This is a genomic window from Lysinibacillus sp. 38-6 (assembly GCF_046245175.1).
Classification (GTDB): Bacteria; Bacillota; Bacilli; order Bacillales_A; family Planococcaceae; genus Lysinibacillus.
Window position 1 is genome coordinate 1,604,898 of record NZ_CP176417.1, and the last position, 18,360, is coordinate 1,623,257.

An 18,360-nucleotide genomic window follows, 5' to 3' on the forward strand; every position below is an offset into this window, starting at 1 on the left:
TCCCTTCTTTCCTCAGGGGACAATGGCTTATTCTTGCCCATCATCTTCTACTTTTATCGTTCCACAATACATACACATATTAATAGATTGACTAATTAAGGCTGGATGATTTTCGATTAATTGATCATCCTTCCCATTAATCCAAGGCATCGTGATTACAGGTGTACAGGGCATTGGCTTTAAGACTCCGTTATTGGCGGCTGTGGCAGCTGCAACTATAGGGTTAGTTAATGTTTGACATAAACCAAATGGTTGAATATTGATATTGGGCTTATAATCCATCGTATTCATTTGAGCTTTATTTTTCGTATAAACGCCATGGCTAACAGGCATTTTTAAAATACTTGTTTGATCGCCTTGTGAGCAGGATAATTTGGCACCAGCTACAACATAGCTCCGTTGGTCGCCGCCCTTTGTCTGCATTTCTTCCGACATTGGAAAACCCTCCCTTTCTATGCGTAAGGTGTTGCAATTTTTACTACATGTGACTCCCATACAAACACATTTACTTAAAAAAGATTGATCAAACTAATTACCTACAGAAAGTATGTCGTTCCATCTACCTTCCGTTTGTATTTTTTGTAATCGTATTCCTCTCAAATCTCTTCGCAGAATACTCTCTGCTAATTCAATATTGACCACGATATAATTCTCTTTTATGCCCTCTATTTGAAAAAAGGTATAAGGAGTAGCTTTCTCCTCATCTATAACAAGCTTCTTCACCGTTCCATCCAGATGAAATTCAGTCTGGGATGAAAGACAAGGAACTTTTGGTGGAATCACAAGCCAATATAACGTTTGCATTGATTTAGGCATATCCATGAGTACAACAGCTTTAAAAGGCGTACGTGGCTCATATTTCTCCACTAACTGTTTTAGCGCATCCGAAAAGAGCGCAATTGGTTTTTCTATAAAATCGATATACAGCATTTCGTTCTTTTCTAGCACTGAAAATTGGCGTTCTAGTTCCTCTAATTCTTCCATTCTATCTAATGTTAATAACTCTTTTTTAATCACTTGAGCTATTCCAACTGGTTCAACAGCATTTGAGATTCGCTCATCCTGAGCTAAAATAAAATAGTTCATCTTTGAGTCTCCTTTTCGCCACGACTACTGCCAAATAATACTTGCTTTCTGAAATGGCTCTAGCTTTAAATGTTCTTTTGACTCCATCGAAAAAATAGCCTTTTCTAAATTAGCACCTGCGAATTGAGTATTCCTTACATTTGCTCCAATAAAGCAGGCTCCTCGTAAATTCGCTAGCTCAAAATTAGCGCCTTCTAAGTTCGCATCTGTAAAGCGGACTGGTAAATAACCCGGCATTTCCCACATTTGACGCTTTAAAAGTCCACGTGCTCCTTGAGCCTGCTGGAAATTTGCCCCCTGTAATTGACAATTGCTAAAATCTGCCTCATGGATTATGCTAAAGCTTAAATCAGTACCTATAAGCTGACTATCTCGTAAATTGGCTCCATTCAGTAGACAATCACGCATTTGACAATTTGTTAAATTCGTTTTCTGGAAAAATGCATAACGAATATCTATCTCACTATAGTTGCCGTTCGCTAAATTTAAACCGCTGAATACCTCATATGGATATTCATCATCTAATTTTTCTTCTAGCCATGCTTTTATTTCTTCATTATCCTTTAATGTAAAGTCCTCACTGTACACGACTTCATTAATATCCATAAACTCACCTATACGTATTTCGACAGTCATATCCCGCTCCAGCGCTAAATATTCTGGACAACGTATAATTTCCGGTAGTGCATATCTAGCAAGGCTCAAGACATATTGATGAAAATGATGGGCATCTTGAAGCTTTATACGTTCAATATCTCCTTGAGTAATGGCTCCCATAAAAGTTTTACTGTATAAACTTAACTCTTGGATGTACTGCTCTAAAAAATTATGCGCCCAGCCCGCATCATACGTAGTTAAAAGTGGACGAAGATCAAAAAACCATTCATCGTCAGTTCCTTCTACTAGGTAATAATGACGACCTTCTAGTAGCTCTGTGCGAAGCATTGAAAATGTGATATGTGCAATAGGCCCTTTTTGATGAAGTGATTGCTGCTGTCCTAGTTCAAGACATACTTTTTGAAAAGATTTTCTAAATTCATCGGCAAGCTTATCTTTGGATTCTTGAAAAAAATCCTCAAGCAGCAAGAGATATTTCAACCGTCTTTTTTCTACTTCTATATCATAAAAATGCTGTAAAACTCCCTTTGTCTGCATAAAATACTCCTTTCTCTTTCGAGCATAACCTTCTAATTTGCCTTTACTTCTTTCCCAAAAATTTGCACACTACCATTCATTAATATTTTACTTTCTTTGCATTGCAGTGAAATTTCTTCCTCCGCAGATAAAAGAATGTTTTTACTGGCATTTACTGTAATATCCGCTTCAGATATGAGCTTAATCTCTTTTTTGCTGTAAATTTCAATACCGCTTTCTTCATTTAAACGAATATAAATATCACCATCTTGAGCGGTAATAAGTATTTCAGTTGGACTTAATTTTATTTCTTTGCCAAAGGCTGTCCGATAATATTTGGTCGATGGGTCGTCTAGCTTATTCGTCGCTGTTGTATCTAAGTTTTTTCTTATAGAGGTACTAGCAATGCCCTCTTCCTCACGCTGTGAAGGAAAATAAACATGAACAAAATCATTGATTTCAGGCATACAATACCAGCCACTATGTCCTTCTGCTGTATAGCCTGTTGCATAAAGAAACCAATGGGCCTTTTCTTTATCCTGCTTATCATCAATTGCTAAATGTACCTTAATATGATCTTTTGCGACTTCTAATACTTTTCCTTCAAGTGATAATCCCGAGATTGCACTGTTAAATATTTCACTTTGATTCATGCCATTTTTCGTTGAAAGTGTATAGCAATGTTTGAGCAATCCGTCTTTCATTATTGTATTTGCTTCATAAATATAAAGCGTTTGATTATTAAAAGTGACATAATCCCCTATGTCCATTACTTGATCGGTTTCTACCTCATAGTAAAGGAAATCATGCTCTTCCATGCCGTCATTACCATTCTCTGTATAGACGAGGTAATCTGCTAGTTTTTTTCTCGTAGTATAATGATAATCTTCTAGCTTCCCTTTAGCTCTTCCAGCAGGCACACCAAAATGAAACTTTGGCTTATCAAAGGTTACGGCAGGAACGAGCCCTGTATTAAAGCGGGAAGCAAGCCTCTTTAAAAATTGCCAATCTGTTTCTAAATATTGGAGAGTGAATTTCTCTAATTCCCTTCCTTTAGTAGCTTCGTCTATAATATCTAAACCTGGATAGAAGGGATCCAAACGTTTAAAGAGCGCTGAGTAGGTCATATCCTTATCCTGAAAGGAGCAACTTTTCTTTTTTATGTCTAGCTGATAGGTGCTAGAGGCAGCTTCCACCTCAATATAATAAATCCCACGAACCGAATTTACCTTAACATCCAAAATCACACCTTTAAATAGAGGTGTAGAGACGCCAAGATCACTAAGTTGATTGACTTCAATGGCAGTTCGTACCTCAGTCATCAATACATATGTATCTCTAGACTCTTCAGGCACAATACCAGTAAAGCGCAATGTAGCATGTTCATTCATTTTCTTTACAATGGTTAGATCTTGAATACTAACAAGATCAAAAGGTTGGATTTGTATATTATGATAAGCTGTCACTACCCCGCTCATACCAATGAACCTCCATTTCTTCTAGCAAAATCAAATTGCAAGGATTCCATCATAGCTCTCGCAATTGGACGCCAAGTTTCAAGGTCATCCTCCAGACAATTGAAGGTTCCAATAAGTGCTAGTCCTTCGATAGAGGTAAAGAACATTAAATTAAAAATATCGCCATCAATAGCCGGGGTGATAATCTCTAAAAAGGCAACTGTCTTTTCGTCAATTGTCAGGACGTCCGTGTCTAACCAATCTGCTGAAGGCTGCGCTTGTTCAAGGATATCAATCATATTTTCTTGAAAAGCAGCAACTCCCTCCTCCTTTAATCGATGTGGAGTCAAGTTGAATGCAAGATTAATCGTGGAAGATTCATCTGTATAAATAAGATTTGGTCTTCGCTCTGATGGGTACTTTAGGGATGCTATTTCTCTAGACATCATGGAAAAAAGATTTGGCATACGTATCGACACTTTACCATCCAATAATGATTGGTCTATCACCTTGACCTTCTTATCATCAATTATTATGGAATCTTGATAGATATTTATTTTTGGATCCTGTTCCACCTGCTCAGAAGCTTGCTCAGGCTCCTGTTGCTTTTTTAATGCTGCTTCTTGCTGCGCTCGCTCAAATTGCTCCTGCTCTCTCATTTCATTTCTAAGTGCAATAATCTTTTCATCTAAAAATTTCATCCCACTCACCCTCCGTTTCTTAGACGTTCTTCACCAACAGCATTTTTGCTAATCCACAATCACACGCTTCGGTCGCCCTTGACTAAGTCCTTTCATACGACCACCACCTTTTGCTTCCATTAAAATCCGGTTCAAATATTTATGAATTTGATTATTCGTTAGCGATTGATAGTCTAGCTCGAGACGATTGCAAATGTAGAAATCAATGGCATCCCGTTGCACCCGCTCGTGATTTAAGCACTCCATGGCAAAGGCGATATCATACGGATTGCTTGGTCGATTTTTTAATAGCTCACGTGCAAAATATTGCAAAATAAGTGGGTGGTATGTGCTTTTATGCAAGCCTGCATACTGACAGTGAAGATAATTTACTGTGTTGAATTCAGTAGCAAAGTCGAAAAAATCGATATGCTGTGAGCGCAGTTTGGCACCTAACTTTAATTTAAAGCGCGCTAATTCTAGCTCATTATGGGCAAGCTCTAGCGAATCGTCTAAAACTATCGTTGTTGTGTAATTGCTAAAATCTAAGTCATTGATTTCTTCAGCAAATCGTACTTTTAGTATTGTTTCATGCCCTGTTGCTTCATAGGGAAGCTCATAGCTGTTATTTAATATATAGAGCCTTCCATTATGCTTCATAATGCCGTTTGAAATAATGAGAAGTGTATCCGCTACAATAATATTGGCCCCTACAATAACGCCGTTCGAATAATCTTGAAAATAAATATCTAAAAACTCTCGAGGATAATCTCGTAAATTTTCCAGCATTTCTCGCTTTAAAATGCGACCTTTTTGAAAATGTGGATATTGATTGGCAAACAAGCTGTCATCCACCTCTATTCTTGTTATTCACTTTTTTTACTTTAAGCCGTCGAAGAAATCCAACTCAGATAAATCCGTTTCAAAGGCAAAGAATTCCTTTTTGCCGATGGACAGTTGTTCTTCCCGTCTAGCGACAGGGACGACATGGAAACCCCAATGATCCGCTCCTGCGAAGACAAAAAATTTCACTTCTCCATTGATAATGGAATCTGTTTCGTCCTGTGGAATTTTATCTTGATAATTTGCGGCGATATTGTCATAAAGAACTGGCACATAATCTTCCTGGCGATTCACGTACGTGTATTTATAGGAAGATTGATTGTCGGTGCCTGATAGGAAAAATTCAACTTCCGTTACACCCCATGGTCGCGAAATCGTACCGTGAATTTGATTAAGCCTTTCTAAGCTACTAATAAGTAATTTTTCTTGACGATTATGTGTAAAGGCACTTACAGCATAAGGTACGACAGGCGCATGATTCGTCACGTTTGTTTCAATCATGCCGATCTTCTTGGCATTTAAATAACGAAGTGCTCCTCTAAGACAAGCAAGCTTTAACTCTGGCACTTTCCCAATATTTTCAGCCTTCTGTCTAAATTCAATACTTCGTCCCGGCACAAACTCCTTTAAAGCCTCGCGAAACGCATCAATTTTACATGATTGGCCTGTCAGCTTAATAATAGAATATTCGCTGAGCTGTCCGTTCTCATAAAACTCTTCCAAAAACTCTCGCACAATATCATAAATATCCGCTTTAATGAGATGGTTAATTTCCTTAATATTAAAAAAGACGTTCGGATAATCATAAACATCTTTAAATTGATTGTTTTCTAGTAATGAAAGACACCAACGATCAACAGCCGTTACATTTAAATCACTATCCTGAGGAAGATCGTTTTCTGAATAAAAGCGACTACGCAAAATGCCTGTTTTGCGGAAAAATTCTTTCTTCATTTCCTCTGCCATTTCCCATAAGAAATAATAGTTATTGCGGACACGTAAGTATTCATCCCGCGTGCGGTTTTCATATTCCTTGAAGCGCGTCGGCAGCATATACTCGGCATCTAAAAAAGCTTTTTCAAATTGCTCATACACAGCTTCAACACCATGATCATCTACATATCGGTATATATCCTTGCCGGGAATATCAATTAACGTATCAATATCATAGGCATTATTTCCTCGACTATAATAGTTTGCAAAGACAATCTTCATAAATTGAAAAATGCGATAGGTAATATTATTGCCACCAAAATTGGTATCTCCGTTTTCATAGGTTGTATGAATATCGATTTTGTAAGAAATGTGCCCGTCCTCTATTCGGAATTTACAAGATGAAAGATCTGTTGTACCACCACCACAATCGATGACGAGTGCCTTATATTCCTTCGCATCTAAAAAGCTATTATTCTCAATTTGATTGGCAATTGTATTATAAAGAACCGCCATCCCTTCATCGAGGGCATGCTCTGTTTCAATATTGTATTCAGGTAAAATTGCCTGGAACATATCTAAAAATTGTGTTTTTAGCTTTACAGGACTGGAAATATGTAAATGCTCGAAGCGACATTTAAATTGATGTTCTGCCATGCGAATAATATAAAGCATAAATTCTCTTAAGGTTTGACTGCGTGGTACAAGTGCTGTATTGCCATTTGCATCCATAATCTCTTCTAATTTTGTATAATTGCTCACCCATCGTTTAATGCCCTGAAATTTCGTTGCCAATGACGTGTAGCTATTTTTTTTCATCATTTTTAATGCTTCATAGCCGTAGTAATAGCTTACTTGGTCTTGATTTGAACAGTCTGCGACGGTCATCACGGTTGGCACAACTTCAATCCATTCATTTTGATGTAGCGGGTCTTGAAATTGTACAAAATTGATGCTATTTAGCTGAATTCTGTTATTTAATAAATCATGGCTACAAGGAGAGGAGACGTAATCACTTTCTAAATAAACACCAGCTGTGGTATTCGTCGTGCCAAAGTCAATGGCAAGAATGGCCTTCGTTGTTTCTAGCTGTTTTATCTCTAAATCTTGTATTGGTACTTTATAGTAGTGAAGGTTTGTCGGCGGAAGCGGGGTCTCCTGGTAGTAAGTTTTATAGATATACTCTGAATCTTGCTTTCTTAAAAAAATAAAGCTATAGTTTTTATTTTTAGTCTTCTGAATCCCTAATGCTTCGTCTGCAGCAAAATAATATTTGTTAGAGCGCTGATCATCTTTTACAATCGTAAGAATGGCACAAAGTTCCATTTCATCATTTACGAGCAATACATTTGATTCAACTAGAAACCCACCTGTTTCCACATAATATTGATCTAGCTTATCCATTTTCATCCCGCTATATATGCTCATTTTGGCAGGGATTTTTATTTCGCCATTGTCAGACATCGGTGTTTTTAAATAGTTTTGCATGACTGCTTCGACTCTTTCAAAGCCCCCATCTTTCCATTCTTTAATCAGAAGATTCTCTTCTGCTCCACGATATCTTAAAATCTTGTCGATTAACTCATCTCTCGTGAGAGTATTAATTAGCCCTGTCACAAGTTTTTCCTTATAACAAATATTGCGAAGCTGAAATGTTGTCATTTCCATTAACTCTACACGTGTAAATGTCATATACTTCTTTTCTGTAAAGCGATTATTGACATTCAGTTTATATGAATACTTAGTCGTCATGCTTAATCCCTCCTTTTACTCTGTTAATATAGAGCTATTTGGTCTAGCTTCATTGTTTGCTCTGTATCAATAATGCCGAAGTGATATTGCCAATAAACCTCAAATTGATAACCAATCGGCACAAAGATCTCTTGAACAAGCTGCACTTTTTGCTCATTTTGTAGAGTCTTCTTGTGACTTATATAAATAAGCAGCTCATCGTACTCCTCCGATTTAAGATAGATCAAGCAACCTGGAAAGAGCCTTTTCAGCGTATCCTTTAGTAAGTAAATTTCTTCACCGGTTTGGTAAAGTCTTAGCATATTTAATAGAATTATCTCTTGTTCCTTTTTTGAAAAGGCATGAATATGATCGCGCACAGTATTACCAAATACATTGGCATCAATATCGCTTAAAATAAAGCGAATATAAAACTCATTTTTATTCATACCTTGTCCACGATCGATTTCAGCTAAGAAATGCAAAACGATGTCGAAAAGGTATTCTTTAAATGCTAGATTTGTCTCATTATTCGGGTGAAAAAGATTTTTAAAAATACTAAAATAGCGATAATATGGATTCACTTCGACGTATTGTTCAACAAACTGTGCATTTAATAATGGTAAGCTTAGTTCCATATAGGGCGAGTAACTTTCAGCAAGATAAAAATAGATATCCTCCTTCGCAAGACCCTGCTCTTCGGCTTTAATGAGCAAATCCCAAATATAGTTCATAGCCAAACACCTACACATTTATATTCAAAGAAATGTCTTTGTACTTCTGATACTAAGAAGCTTAAAATATCATTTGCTAAAAAGTCTTTGTCAATTTTCGCTTTAAACTTTAACAGCATTATTCTTTTATGGCTATTTTCCCCTATCATTTCTGATATGAAAGGATTCGCAGCGTAAGTAAAGCTTGCATCCGAAAAGGAATCTACTATTTCAACATCTACAAGCTCAAAACTTTTGGCTGCTTCAAAGGTATTAACCATTCGGATAATTTCACCCTTCGTTTTAACATTTGCCGTATGCTTACTGGCGAATCTGGAGGTGAAATGGGCTATTCGTCGATTGGAAACAAGCTCATATTGTAACTTGCCAATGTTCTCTTCTTCCATTTTTACAATCTTTATTAGCTGCCAAACACCTGACTTATCTTGTGGTGACACAACGGTTATTTCATCGATAGACCGTTTTACGTAGCGAACACTCTCTTCATCCGCTTCAACAAGATAGCCATGTTCAGTGCCCATTTTTCTTAGTGACAGGACATGCTCATAATTGACCTTATCGATTGCAGGCACAGGGAATCCAACATTTTTGACCGCATGCCGTTCAATATTCCATAGCGGCACGATATTCAGTCGTTTTTTGGGCTCATATTCTTCTAAATCAACCGAAATTTCCAAAATTTCAGCTTCCTCGTTTAAAGGTGGACAATCCACTAAATTAACATGAAAAAACTTATAGGCAAATGGATGATTAATTGTTTTCCAGGGTAGTCCATTTAGTTGAAAAATCGGATAGAGCTTCTCAATTTCTTGTATATAATCCGTATTTCTTGTCAGGCTAACTTGAATCGCTATTGGTCCTTCTGTCGTTACAAGCGTTCCATGGAAACGTCGTTGTTCACTTAGTAGTTGCTGAATTTGAATTGAATCGCAGGCAAGAAATAAAGAATATAGCACAACGTGTTCCTTATGTTGTAGCAATTGAAGTAGATGTTTTATATCAATTGTTTTACTTTCTAAATCAACTGGTCGTATCGGGAATAAACATGGATGAATCGGATCAACATCTTGCTTAGCACTAAGCGTGACAAATATGTCAAACCGATTTTCCAGATCTTCGATTTCATTAAAAACACGCTCTTCTAGCCTGTTGTTCATATCCTCTTGATAATCGATTAAATTTACAAAAACGCCACTTACAATATCTTTTAGTAGTTGACGTTGCTCCAAATCCTCAATTTTGCGTAACCGTTCAATCATGAGCTCTTTGATCAATTTATTTTCCCTCTTTCATTACTTCAGCATCTGATGGCTCAGCGTTAACTGCCCCTCCGTCAAAAGGTAGTGCTGCTTCAAATGAGCTATCAGCAGCTTGAGGAGTAGGGTTTAATTTATCGTTGGCATTCATAATTTTTCGTTCAAGCCCTAAAACCTTTGCGATTAACTCTGTTTCCTGATAAATTTCCTGAGCCAATGTGTAAGATTCAATTGCTTTCTCATAATCTAGACGCGCATAGCTTTGGTCGCCACTCTTTTCCAATGCTTCAGCCTGTAATTGTTTCTGTTCTTTTTTCAACTCAGCGATTTTAGCCTCTGTTTCTTCAATTTTAGACTTTATTTGAGGCTCTCCAGTATAGGCGATGGTAAGGGCTTTTTTCCTTGCCTTTTGATACGTTGTAAGCGCTCCATTGTAATCTTCTGCATCAAACCGGAAATCTCCATCCTTCACTGTTTCAGCAATGTCTACAATGGTATCCATATTGGCGATTCGTTGTTCCGTCACTTCTTTACCAAAGTTGTTAATAAGCTTGCCTTCTTTTTTAGCCTTTTCATATTGCTCAAGGGCATCCGTAAATTTTCCAGCTTCGGCTGATTTATCTCCGTTGATAATTAGGTCCGTAATTCGTAACTTTTTCGCCAGTAGATTTCTATGTATGGGATCCTTCAATTTTTTAGCCGCATTTCTGCCCTCGCTGTACTCCAGAAGCGCCTTGTCGTAATTACCATCTTGGAAATAAAGGTTGCCACTCTTTTCATGATCCTTCATCTCTACTGTTAATTCCGCCATTTTTTTCGCTTGCTTCGCCTGATAATAAATCGTACTGCCCCCCACGACTAATGCAACAACTAATGTAGCGGCTATCATTTTAATGTATTTCATTTTTTTCTTATTCGTTTCTTGATAAACCTTGTTAACAAAGATCGCGGCGACAGTGTAATTGTTGACTACTTTTCGTTGCCTACTTAGAAGCACTTCTTCTAATAACTCCGTGTATTGTTCAGGTTCTTTCGTCTCCTCCAGTGCATCTGCCATTTCCACATCACTGACATCCTCCCAAAAGCCCGCTGTACTTAGCACTAATACATCGCCATCATTTAATTTCATTTTTTTGGAGACAAATGGCGTAAAATCATTCGGCTTCCCAAGATAATTGAGTAAATTACTTCTTTCCTCATGCTGGCTTATATCGAGTGAACGATCCCGGCTATTGACGATCTCCTGCGCTAAACTTTGGTCAGTGCTTTTATACGTTAAAGTGCCATTCCGAAATTGATAGAGCCTTGAATTCCCTGCTACGGCAACAATCATTTTTGAGTAATCGGATACGACCATGACGATACTAGCCTTTAATCTTACCCTTAAGCTTTGTGCCTGAAGAATCACTTGCGCATGTTGCAAATATTTTTTAAGAGCCCTTCTGGACATTGTCGGTTTTTCCATAAATTTCTCGAGTATACCTTTTACCGCTAGTTCTGCACTATTGATTTCTTGGTCTGAGTCCAACCCTTTTACCGTCACCCAACAAGCCACATCATCTAGCTCCGCATAGGCAAAGTAATCCTTATTTTGCATAAAAGAGCCTGCTTCCGATAGAAAGCTTGTTTTAAAGTCGCTGTTTTCCTTTCTCATCATTGCACCTCCCATCTAAACGCTTTATCCTATTTTTTCTAAAATTACAATTGTTGCATTGTCTTGATTTTTTAAACGTTTTTGTTCAACAGCTTTAATCAAATTTTGTGCTATATCATATGGAGGGGCATGCTGAGAGAGTATTTTTTCCATTTCCACTTCTGTTAGCGTATCGTAGACACCATCGCTAAAAAGACAGACTTTGTCCCCATTTTTTAGCGGTATAGGTTTCTCCCCCGTATCTAGATGTTTGAATCCTTCATAGCCTAAATAATTTATAAGCCTCTTTTTTAGCGGATTTTCTTGCACCTCTAGCTGAGAAATTTCCCCGGAAATATAGCGTTCCTTTAATACCGATTCAAAAATATGCTTTTGATTGATTGCAATGAATTCTCCATTACGAAATATCGTAATAACACTATCTCCAACAGCTCCCCAATGTAAGTAACCATGCTCATCAATAACTGCTGCTACTAATGTTGTTCCGCCATTAGAACCATTTAAATTTTCAAGGATCATACCATTGCTTGTTAAAGCGCTTTCCTTGAAATATGTTTGGATATTTGCGATACTAGTTAGCTTCATAAACTTATGAATAAATGTCGTAACGGCAACCGTACTGGCCATTCTGCCATTTGCTAATCCACTGATGCCATCCGCAAGAACAGCCAACGTGCCAACCGGTGTTTCCACTGTCGAGAAATAGTCGTCCTGTTCGTCTCGTCTGCCGATGGTTTGCCCATTTCCAATCGCAATCTTGCTCGTCTCTTTTTTATGCATAAGAATCTTGCGAAGTATGAGTAAGACGATGATCACAATGATAAATGCAAGTGCAATCATATAAGATAGTAGTGTCTGATCCATATTTCATCATTCCCCGCTTTGGTTGTTTTCCCATTCAAAATGCACACCACATAGAGGAATAAATAAAAACATACTTGTCCCTAGTTGAATGACATCATAGGCAGCTAACTCTGTTGGTGTATAAACTGCTTCATTATTTAAATAAGCTAAACCTGATGCATCTCCAGGCAGCAAATAGAAGTTTCTTTTTTTAGGGTCATAGACAATCACAGCATGATTTCTTTTGGAAATGCTATTATCGCCAATAATGCGAATATGCATATCTTCTGCTCGCCCGATAAAATTCTTTTCAGACAAAATTCGATAATCTCGTCCCATAGGGGGCCCTTCAATACATACTAACCAACCTGTTACAGGGTCAATGCCATCCATTTCACCAAGATAGGGCATCGTTTTATCATCTACTTCTGCAACAGCCGTAGCCGTCGTTACTCTTGGTTCCTGTTCCACCATGACATTACAATAAGGACAAACGTTCCTATGTCTTCTCGAACTAAACATGTGGCCATTCGTACATCTAATTAAACTCATTTTAGTATCCTCCATCTTTGTTTAAATTTAGCTTCTCTTTATTTTGCTAAAATTCGAGTATTTGCTATGTATATAATGTCTCCACTATTTAAGCGATAAGGATTTTCCTGTTTTAAGCTAGTTTTAACACGCTTATGCGCTTTTTTTATGCCTACCCCATTGACAGAGTCAATGTCCTCTATATACCAAAGACCTGATACACAATTTAAAACAGCATGCTCATAATTAATCAGCGATTCATATTCCGTGCCATTTAAATCTATATCTACCTCTTGATCACTTGAGCTTTTCCCAATCAGCAATGACGTTTTGCCTTCTAATAACCATTCTTCTATTTCTGCTCCACGTTCATTAAGTAATACGATTCGTTGAATATTTGTATCTGTAAACTCATACATTGTCTCTTTTGCTTCGTATTTTAGTAAGGCATAAACAAGGACAAGAATTACCATCATAGTCCCAATAATTGTTTTCAAAAGAAAATTCTGATTCATCACAAATACATATAAAATAAAAAAGAAGGCGATGATGACGATGATGATATCGATGACTTTTATCATCATTTGGTTTTTAGCTTGGTACGCGGGAACTTCTACTGCATTTTTCATGTCATTCACGAAAAGATTCTCCTCCTCGCTAACGTGTTTTATTTATTAAAAAATCGTTCGAATAAATCAGTCGTATCAATCGGGTTTTTCTTTGCTGTTTTATGAAGTGTTGACGATGTTTCCTTTGTTTTTGGATTAAATCCAAAGAAATGCTCAAAGTTTTTCTCGATATCGTTCATATTAAACTCTTGCTTGTAGGATGTTGTTCGATCTTTCGTTTTTGTTGCCCGTTCAAATGTTTGTTCACCGCTTTGCGCAGCGCCATCAAGGCGGGCATCATATGCTTCCCTCGAAGCCGTGTCTTTTAATACTTTATAGGCTTCTTGCACTTCTAAAAAAATCTTTTCAGACTCTTGATTGCCTCCACTTACGTCAGGATGATGTTTTTTTGATAATTTTCGATATGCGAGCTTAATTTGGTCTGGTGAGGCTTGTCTGCTGACACCTAAAATTTCATAATGAGTTTTCACTTTTTTCATCCCCTGTATTAGGATATTCAAAATTATCTAAGGAACTATACAGTCCCTTAGATAATGTGGTGTGACCTATCATACTTCTACTTAAACAGCATAGCCGCCTTCGATTTTCGCTAAATCTGTTTTGTCTTTCTTCTGCTTAATGAATAAGTAGAATTCTCCAATCCCTTCTGTGTCGCCATATCTTTCTGAATAGTCAACAACGAAGGCATTTGGGAAATGAATTTTTCTTACTACTTGATCAGCTGAGATGACTTCTAGTGTTACTTTACGGTAACAATCTGCCTTTTCAGCAGGCACTAGTGACCATAAACCTAATTTCATCGTATCGTCTGAATTATCACCATCTGTTGCAGTAAGGATTTTTCCCTTTACTTTTAAAGTTGCCCCAACATCTGTTGAGCGAGCGTTCGAGTCATTTGGAGTATCTGTTTCATACTCAACTGTCATAATGCTCTCTAATCCTAATTCGATTGCTTCTGACCCTTCTACTTTTAATACAAAACCCATTCTTATTCCCTCCTAATATTTTTTGAATGCACTCGTCATCCTGTACTTGATAAACATGCCCATGTTTCTAGCTGACTTCATTTCTCGTATAAATTTTGAAAGAATTTCAACGAGAAATATGTACTGATTTCATCAAGTCCGTCCGTTGAGGGCATTCATATTTATGTTAAAAGATTTATTAAAAAACAAATCTTAAACATACAATTGTATGCAGTCTGATAATGTTGAAATTAAGCTTTTACAGCGCTTGTTCCTTTTGTAATCATCACTTCAAGATTCTTCACATTGCCGTTAAATACAAGATCAATTTGGCATAAGCTTGTTTTTTCATCAATAATGTAGCCAATATCATCGCCATCATGAATAATAGAGTTTACATAGCCTTTATCATTCAGCCACTTACTTTTTTGGCTACTTGGGTTATTACTGAAAAATCGCACAATGTTTTCATGCTTAAAGTCTCCGGATTGGAATCTTAGAATTCTTTCAATATACGTACTAACTTGTGTTTTGTAGATAGAGTCAAATCCATCTTCTTCCATCGCTAAACTTCTTGCTTTATACACTGTAATGCGTCTAATATCTTTATCTTGTAGCTGTGCATTTTCGGATGAAAATACAAAACCAAAGCTTCTGCTATTAATGGCATCTTTAATATTATTCGTAAAACCGGAAATTTCTTTCGCCATCGTTGTCACAGCTCGTAATGAGTTATCCCCAGCCTCAATATCAAAGCGAACACCAGGATAGTTTCTCTTCACATTCCGGAATGATTCTTTTAAATACTCAGGACATTGATATGCCGACACAATTCCTGCTGCTACATAGCTCGCGCCAACGTATACGCCTTCAATCCACAGCTTGAGAATGTCCTCTTTTTCTTTCGATAGGCGCGCACCATTTTCTGTTGTTTGCATTCTTGTGTCAATGACTACGCCAGATTTGTCTTTCGGGATAATTGTAAAATTCGGTAAACATGGAATTGCAAATTCACTGTAATCTTTTCGAAGGAGAACCGAACATTTGTCGATGAGACGGTCAATGCCCGCTGTTGCAATACCATTGAATGTTGTTTCCTCTTCGGTCATAAAGTTAAAGAAAATTTGGACTTTATAATCTTTTATAGTATCTAGAAGACTTGATAAGGATTCCATCGTATTGCCTTCTTGCTTTGCAACTTTTTCATTTCCTTTGAATCGAGATCTGCTCACTTTCATTTTCCCTGATGCTTCTAATTCGATAGCTGGTACGATGCCATACCATACAGTATCTGTAAAATCATTTTTCGAATTGACAGTATTTAAATACGTTCGTAATCTTGGTAGATTATTACTTTTAACGAGCATATCTAATTTTGCATTGGTCACTAATAGCGATGGTTGCATCCCTTTATTTTTTGTTGCATATTGATCGAAATACATTTTGACACCCAATAACTTTTCAACTAATGGCTTCACTGTCTTTACAAATTCATCCTTAGCATCCTTATAGAATTCTAGGTATGTATTGTAATTTTGCACCTCTGTTTCAACATCAAATTCTGCTCTTACAGAAGGTAATGGCGAAAATGTTCTGACTACTAAATCTTTTACATAAGAAGATGGTGATTCTGTAATCGCTTCATAATCTTCTTCAAATACAGTACTTAAACCATAGTTACTATTGTCCTCAATAACCATCAGTTCAGAAGTATTCGTTTGAGGTGCCTCGATAATTTTTAGTTCGCCCGTCTCACCAATTGTAAGAGTTCCGATTTGCAACTTTTCAGATTCATTTTCCTCTTGATTAGCACCAAGTAATAATCTTGTTTTAATATCCTCGATTGCTAACGGCAACATGGCCATGACATTGTTATAATTTCGACTAGCTACTTCGAACATTAGATTTAACTTATCTCCAGTATCCAGCTTTTTTGGATCTCCTTCGTCCAGCTTGTCATATTCACCATATAAGTAATGAATCTCTTTTCTCACTTGGCGAATATCATCCATCACTTTTTTAGGCGAAATCATATCTAACAAATTTTCAAATTTAAAGTCTACATTCGTAATTCCTTGGCTTCGTTTTGTATCAATGAGGGTAAATAGCATCTTTAAAAAGTCATTGTTTTGATCGATTGCGATTTCGGAAATACAATCTTCTTGAATGCCTTCAGGTTTTTTTAGCGTATACATCACTTTCTGATTCGCAGCATTATAGAACGAATAAACAGTTGGAGAGAACTTATCTAAAAATTCGTCGAAGCTTTTGACAAGAAGGTATTGATTGATTTCCTTAATTTTCTCATCACTTAGACTATCAATTCCTTTTACATCCCCCACTAGTGTAATCAAATCCAGCTTTTCTGGATTAATTTCCTCAAAGAGCATTGTTCTGTTTGTTTGATTAATAATCTCCATTTATGCGGCTGTAAAGCTACAGCCATCCCTCCTTTTACATTAAATTTTGAGTAAGCATAATCACTAGTGAACATAAACTTAAATTAACTATTAAGTAATAAAATACCAAATTAAGATAAACAAAGGCCTGTTCAGCTAAACAGAAATTGGTTTTGGCGTTTTATATCCTTTTCATCTACATCACAAATGACATTATGTATCACAAAGCAACTATACAATACCAAAATTAATTGTCAATATTTACAATAGAATATTATGTAAATTATAGATTATCAATGTATTATAAGTAAAAAAATGACATATATAATTTTATGACATTCCTATAGAAAAAGAGTAGATATTCATTTTTTTTTACTAAAAAAAACAGCTCAAGGTGTATTTTTTATACTCCCTAAGCTGTACAGTACGCTCCTAGCTTTAAATGAAAAATGATAATTTAGAATCACACAGACTAAATTTTCGGTAACTTCGAATTATTTTACTTAAAATAATTCCTTATTCCATTGACAAATTCTTCGAAAAGAATGCCAAATTTCATGAATTTTAGTGAAGGGCACCTTCTCTTTGCTTGTACGGCCATGCCCCACATAATAATGTATGAGAAAAGAATAGTGACTCTTTTATTATGTTTTCTTATTTTTTCAATTTTATCCTCCATTAGCCTCTGTGAAATATCTGGTGGAATAATATTTGTCAAAAAATAATAAAATGTTGCTGCTAAACTATATATATCTGTATAGACACCTTGCTCTGATACATTGGAATATTGCTCTAGAGGGGAATAGCTGGGACTTGTAAAGATTTGATATTCTTTAGTATTTTTATGAAATATCGAACTGCCAAAGTCTAGTAAAAATGGTTTACCCTCCAAATCTATCATAATATTACTTGGCTTAATGTCGCGATGTATTATCTCTTTTTTATGTAAATAACCTAACGCATCGATTAAAGGGACAAATATACTTGTGTATAAATGGACTCTATTGTTGACAGGAATATTCTTTATATATTGATCTAATAATTTTCCTTCACAATAATCCATAATGATATAAATCGTGCCATTTCCCTCAAAATGATCAATGTATTTGACAATATGAGGATGATTGATTTGCTTCAATATTAATGCTTCATTTAGAAAAGTGGCTTTAAACTCCTCAAATTTTTGCTTTGTTGAGGGCAAACGATTAATCACCGTTAGATTATCTAAATCCCGTAAAGCGATTTCTTTTGGAAAGTATTCCTTAATCGTTACCGGCTTTCCTCCAGTAACTAGTTCCCCAATATAAACAATGGATAATTTACTAGTAGCTATCACTTCTTTTATTTTATATGTATTTTTGAGCATACTATTTACCGGTAAGCTCACTTCATATTGCGCCACATGCACTTTGCATATCCTCTCTTTCATGAAATTTTATGTTTTCTAAGCTCTTATCATTTCGTATTCAATATGTCATTATTTTA

Annotated in this window: 17 protein-coding genes; all 17 read right to left on the minus strand. The window is 36.4% G+C overall.

Annotated features, from left to right (window positions below; translation table 11 throughout):
- Positions 1–27: 27 nt before the first annotated feature.
- Positions 28–435 carry a DUF4280 domain-containing protein gene (locus ACKVEV_RS08355; protein ID WP_409369938.1) on the minus strand — a complete coding sequence of 136 codons (408 nt, stop codon included), beginning with the start codon at positions 433–435 and terminating at the stop codon, positions 28–30.
- A gap of 93 nt (positions 436–528) precedes the next feature.
- Positions 529–1,086 (minus strand): serine protease, encoded by a 558-nt coding sequence (locus ACKVEV_RS08360; protein WP_409369939.1) that lies wholly within the window; start codon positions 1,084–1,086, stop codon positions 529–531.
- A 24-nt stretch (positions 1,087–1,110) separates the two neighbouring features.
- Entirely contained in the window at positions 1,111–2,241 is a 1,131-nt protein-coding gene (locus tag ACKVEV_RS08365; RefSeq protein WP_409369940.1) for a pentapeptide repeat-containing protein, read from the minus strand.
- Between the two features lie 32 nt (positions 2,242–2,273).
- Positions 2,274–3,698: a hypothetical protein gene (locus ACKVEV_RS08370; protein ID WP_409369941.1), complete on the minus strand. Its 1,425-nt coding sequence runs from the start codon at positions 3,696–3,698 to the stop codon at positions 2,274–2,276.
- Complete coding sequence (locus tag ACKVEV_RS08375) at positions 3,695–4,378, minus strand: hypothetical protein (protein ID WP_409369942.1); 684 nt, start codon at positions 4,376–4,378, stop codon at positions 3,695–3,697. Before ACKVEV_RS08375 ends, ACKVEV_RS08370 begins: the two co-directional genes overlap by 4 nt.
- A 48-nt stretch (positions 4,379–4,426) precedes the next feature.
- Complete coding sequence (locus ACKVEV_RS08380; RefSeq protein ID WP_409369943.1) at positions 4,427–5,200, minus strand: DNA and RNA helicase; 774 nt, start codon at positions 5,198–5,200, stop codon at positions 4,427–4,429.
- A gap of 36 nt (positions 5,201–5,236) precedes the next feature.
- Positions 5,237–7,885, minus strand: coding sequence for a molecular chaperone (locus tag ACKVEV_RS08385; protein WP_409369944.1), 2,649 nt, complete (start codon positions 7,883–7,885; stop codon positions 5,237–5,239).
- Positions 7,886–7,908: 23 nt separating this feature from the next.
- The gene (locus ACKVEV_RS08390; RefSeq protein WP_409369945.1) at positions 7,909–8,598 is read right to left on the minus strand and encodes an iron-dependent peroxidase; all 690 of its coding nucleotides are present in this window, start codon (positions 8,596–8,598) and stop codon (positions 7,909–7,911) included.
- Positions 8,595–9,872 carry a normocyte-binding protein gene (locus tag ACKVEV_RS08395; RefSeq protein ID WP_409369946.1) on the minus strand — a complete coding sequence of 426 codons (1,278 nt, stop codon included), beginning with the start codon at positions 9,870–9,872 and terminating at the stop codon, positions 8,595–8,597. Before ACKVEV_RS08395 ends, ACKVEV_RS08390 begins: the two co-directional genes overlap by 4 nt.
- A 1-nt stretch (position 9,873) precedes the next feature.
- The gene (locus tag ACKVEV_RS08400) at positions 9,874–11,511 is read right to left on the minus strand and encodes a PP2C family protein-serine/threonine phosphatase (RefSeq protein ID WP_409369947.1); all 1,638 of its coding nucleotides are present in this window, start codon (positions 11,509–11,511) and stop codon (positions 9,874–9,876) included.
- Between the two features lie 21 nt (positions 11,512–11,532).
- A complete protein-coding gene (locus tag ACKVEV_RS08405) occupies positions 11,533–12,372 on the minus strand; it encodes a PP2C family protein-serine/threonine phosphatase (RefSeq protein WP_409369948.1) in 840 nt (279 codons plus the stop codon).
- 6 nt (positions 12,373–12,378) lie between these two features.
- The gene (locus tag ACKVEV_RS08410; protein ID WP_409369949.1) at positions 12,379–12,903 is read right to left on the minus strand and encodes an FHA domain-containing protein; all 525 of its coding nucleotides are present in this window, start codon (positions 12,901–12,903) and stop codon (positions 12,379–12,381) included.
- Positions 12,904–12,941: 38 nt separating this feature from the next.
- On the minus strand, positions 12,942–13,511 hold the full coding sequence (locus ACKVEV_RS08415) for an FHA domain-containing protein (protein ID WP_409370522.1): 570 nt from the start codon (positions 13,509–13,511) through the stop codon (positions 12,942–12,944).
- Between the two features lie 38 nt (positions 13,512–13,549).
- Positions 13,550–13,981 (minus strand): J domain-containing protein, encoded by a 432-nt coding sequence (locus ACKVEV_RS08420; RefSeq protein ID WP_409369950.1) that lies wholly within the window; start codon positions 13,979–13,981, stop codon positions 13,550–13,552.
- 90 nt (positions 13,982–14,071) lie between these two features.
- Entirely contained in the window at positions 14,072–14,497 is a 426-nt protein-coding gene (locus ACKVEV_RS08425; protein WP_025219974.1) for a hypothetical protein, read from the minus strand.
- 230 nt (positions 14,498–14,727) lie between these two features.
- The gene (locus ACKVEV_RS08430; RefSeq protein WP_409369951.1) at positions 14,728–16,896 is read right to left on the minus strand and encodes a transcriptional regulator; all 2,169 of its coding nucleotides are present in this window, start codon (positions 16,894–16,896) and stop codon (positions 14,728–14,730) included.
- 478 nt (positions 16,897–17,374) lie between these two features.
- Positions 17,375–18,283 (minus strand): serine/threonine protein kinase, encoded by a 909-nt coding sequence (locus ACKVEV_RS08435; protein ID WP_409369952.1) that lies wholly within the window; start codon positions 18,281–18,283, stop codon positions 17,375–17,377.
- Positions 18,284–18,360 lie beyond the last annotated feature (77 nt).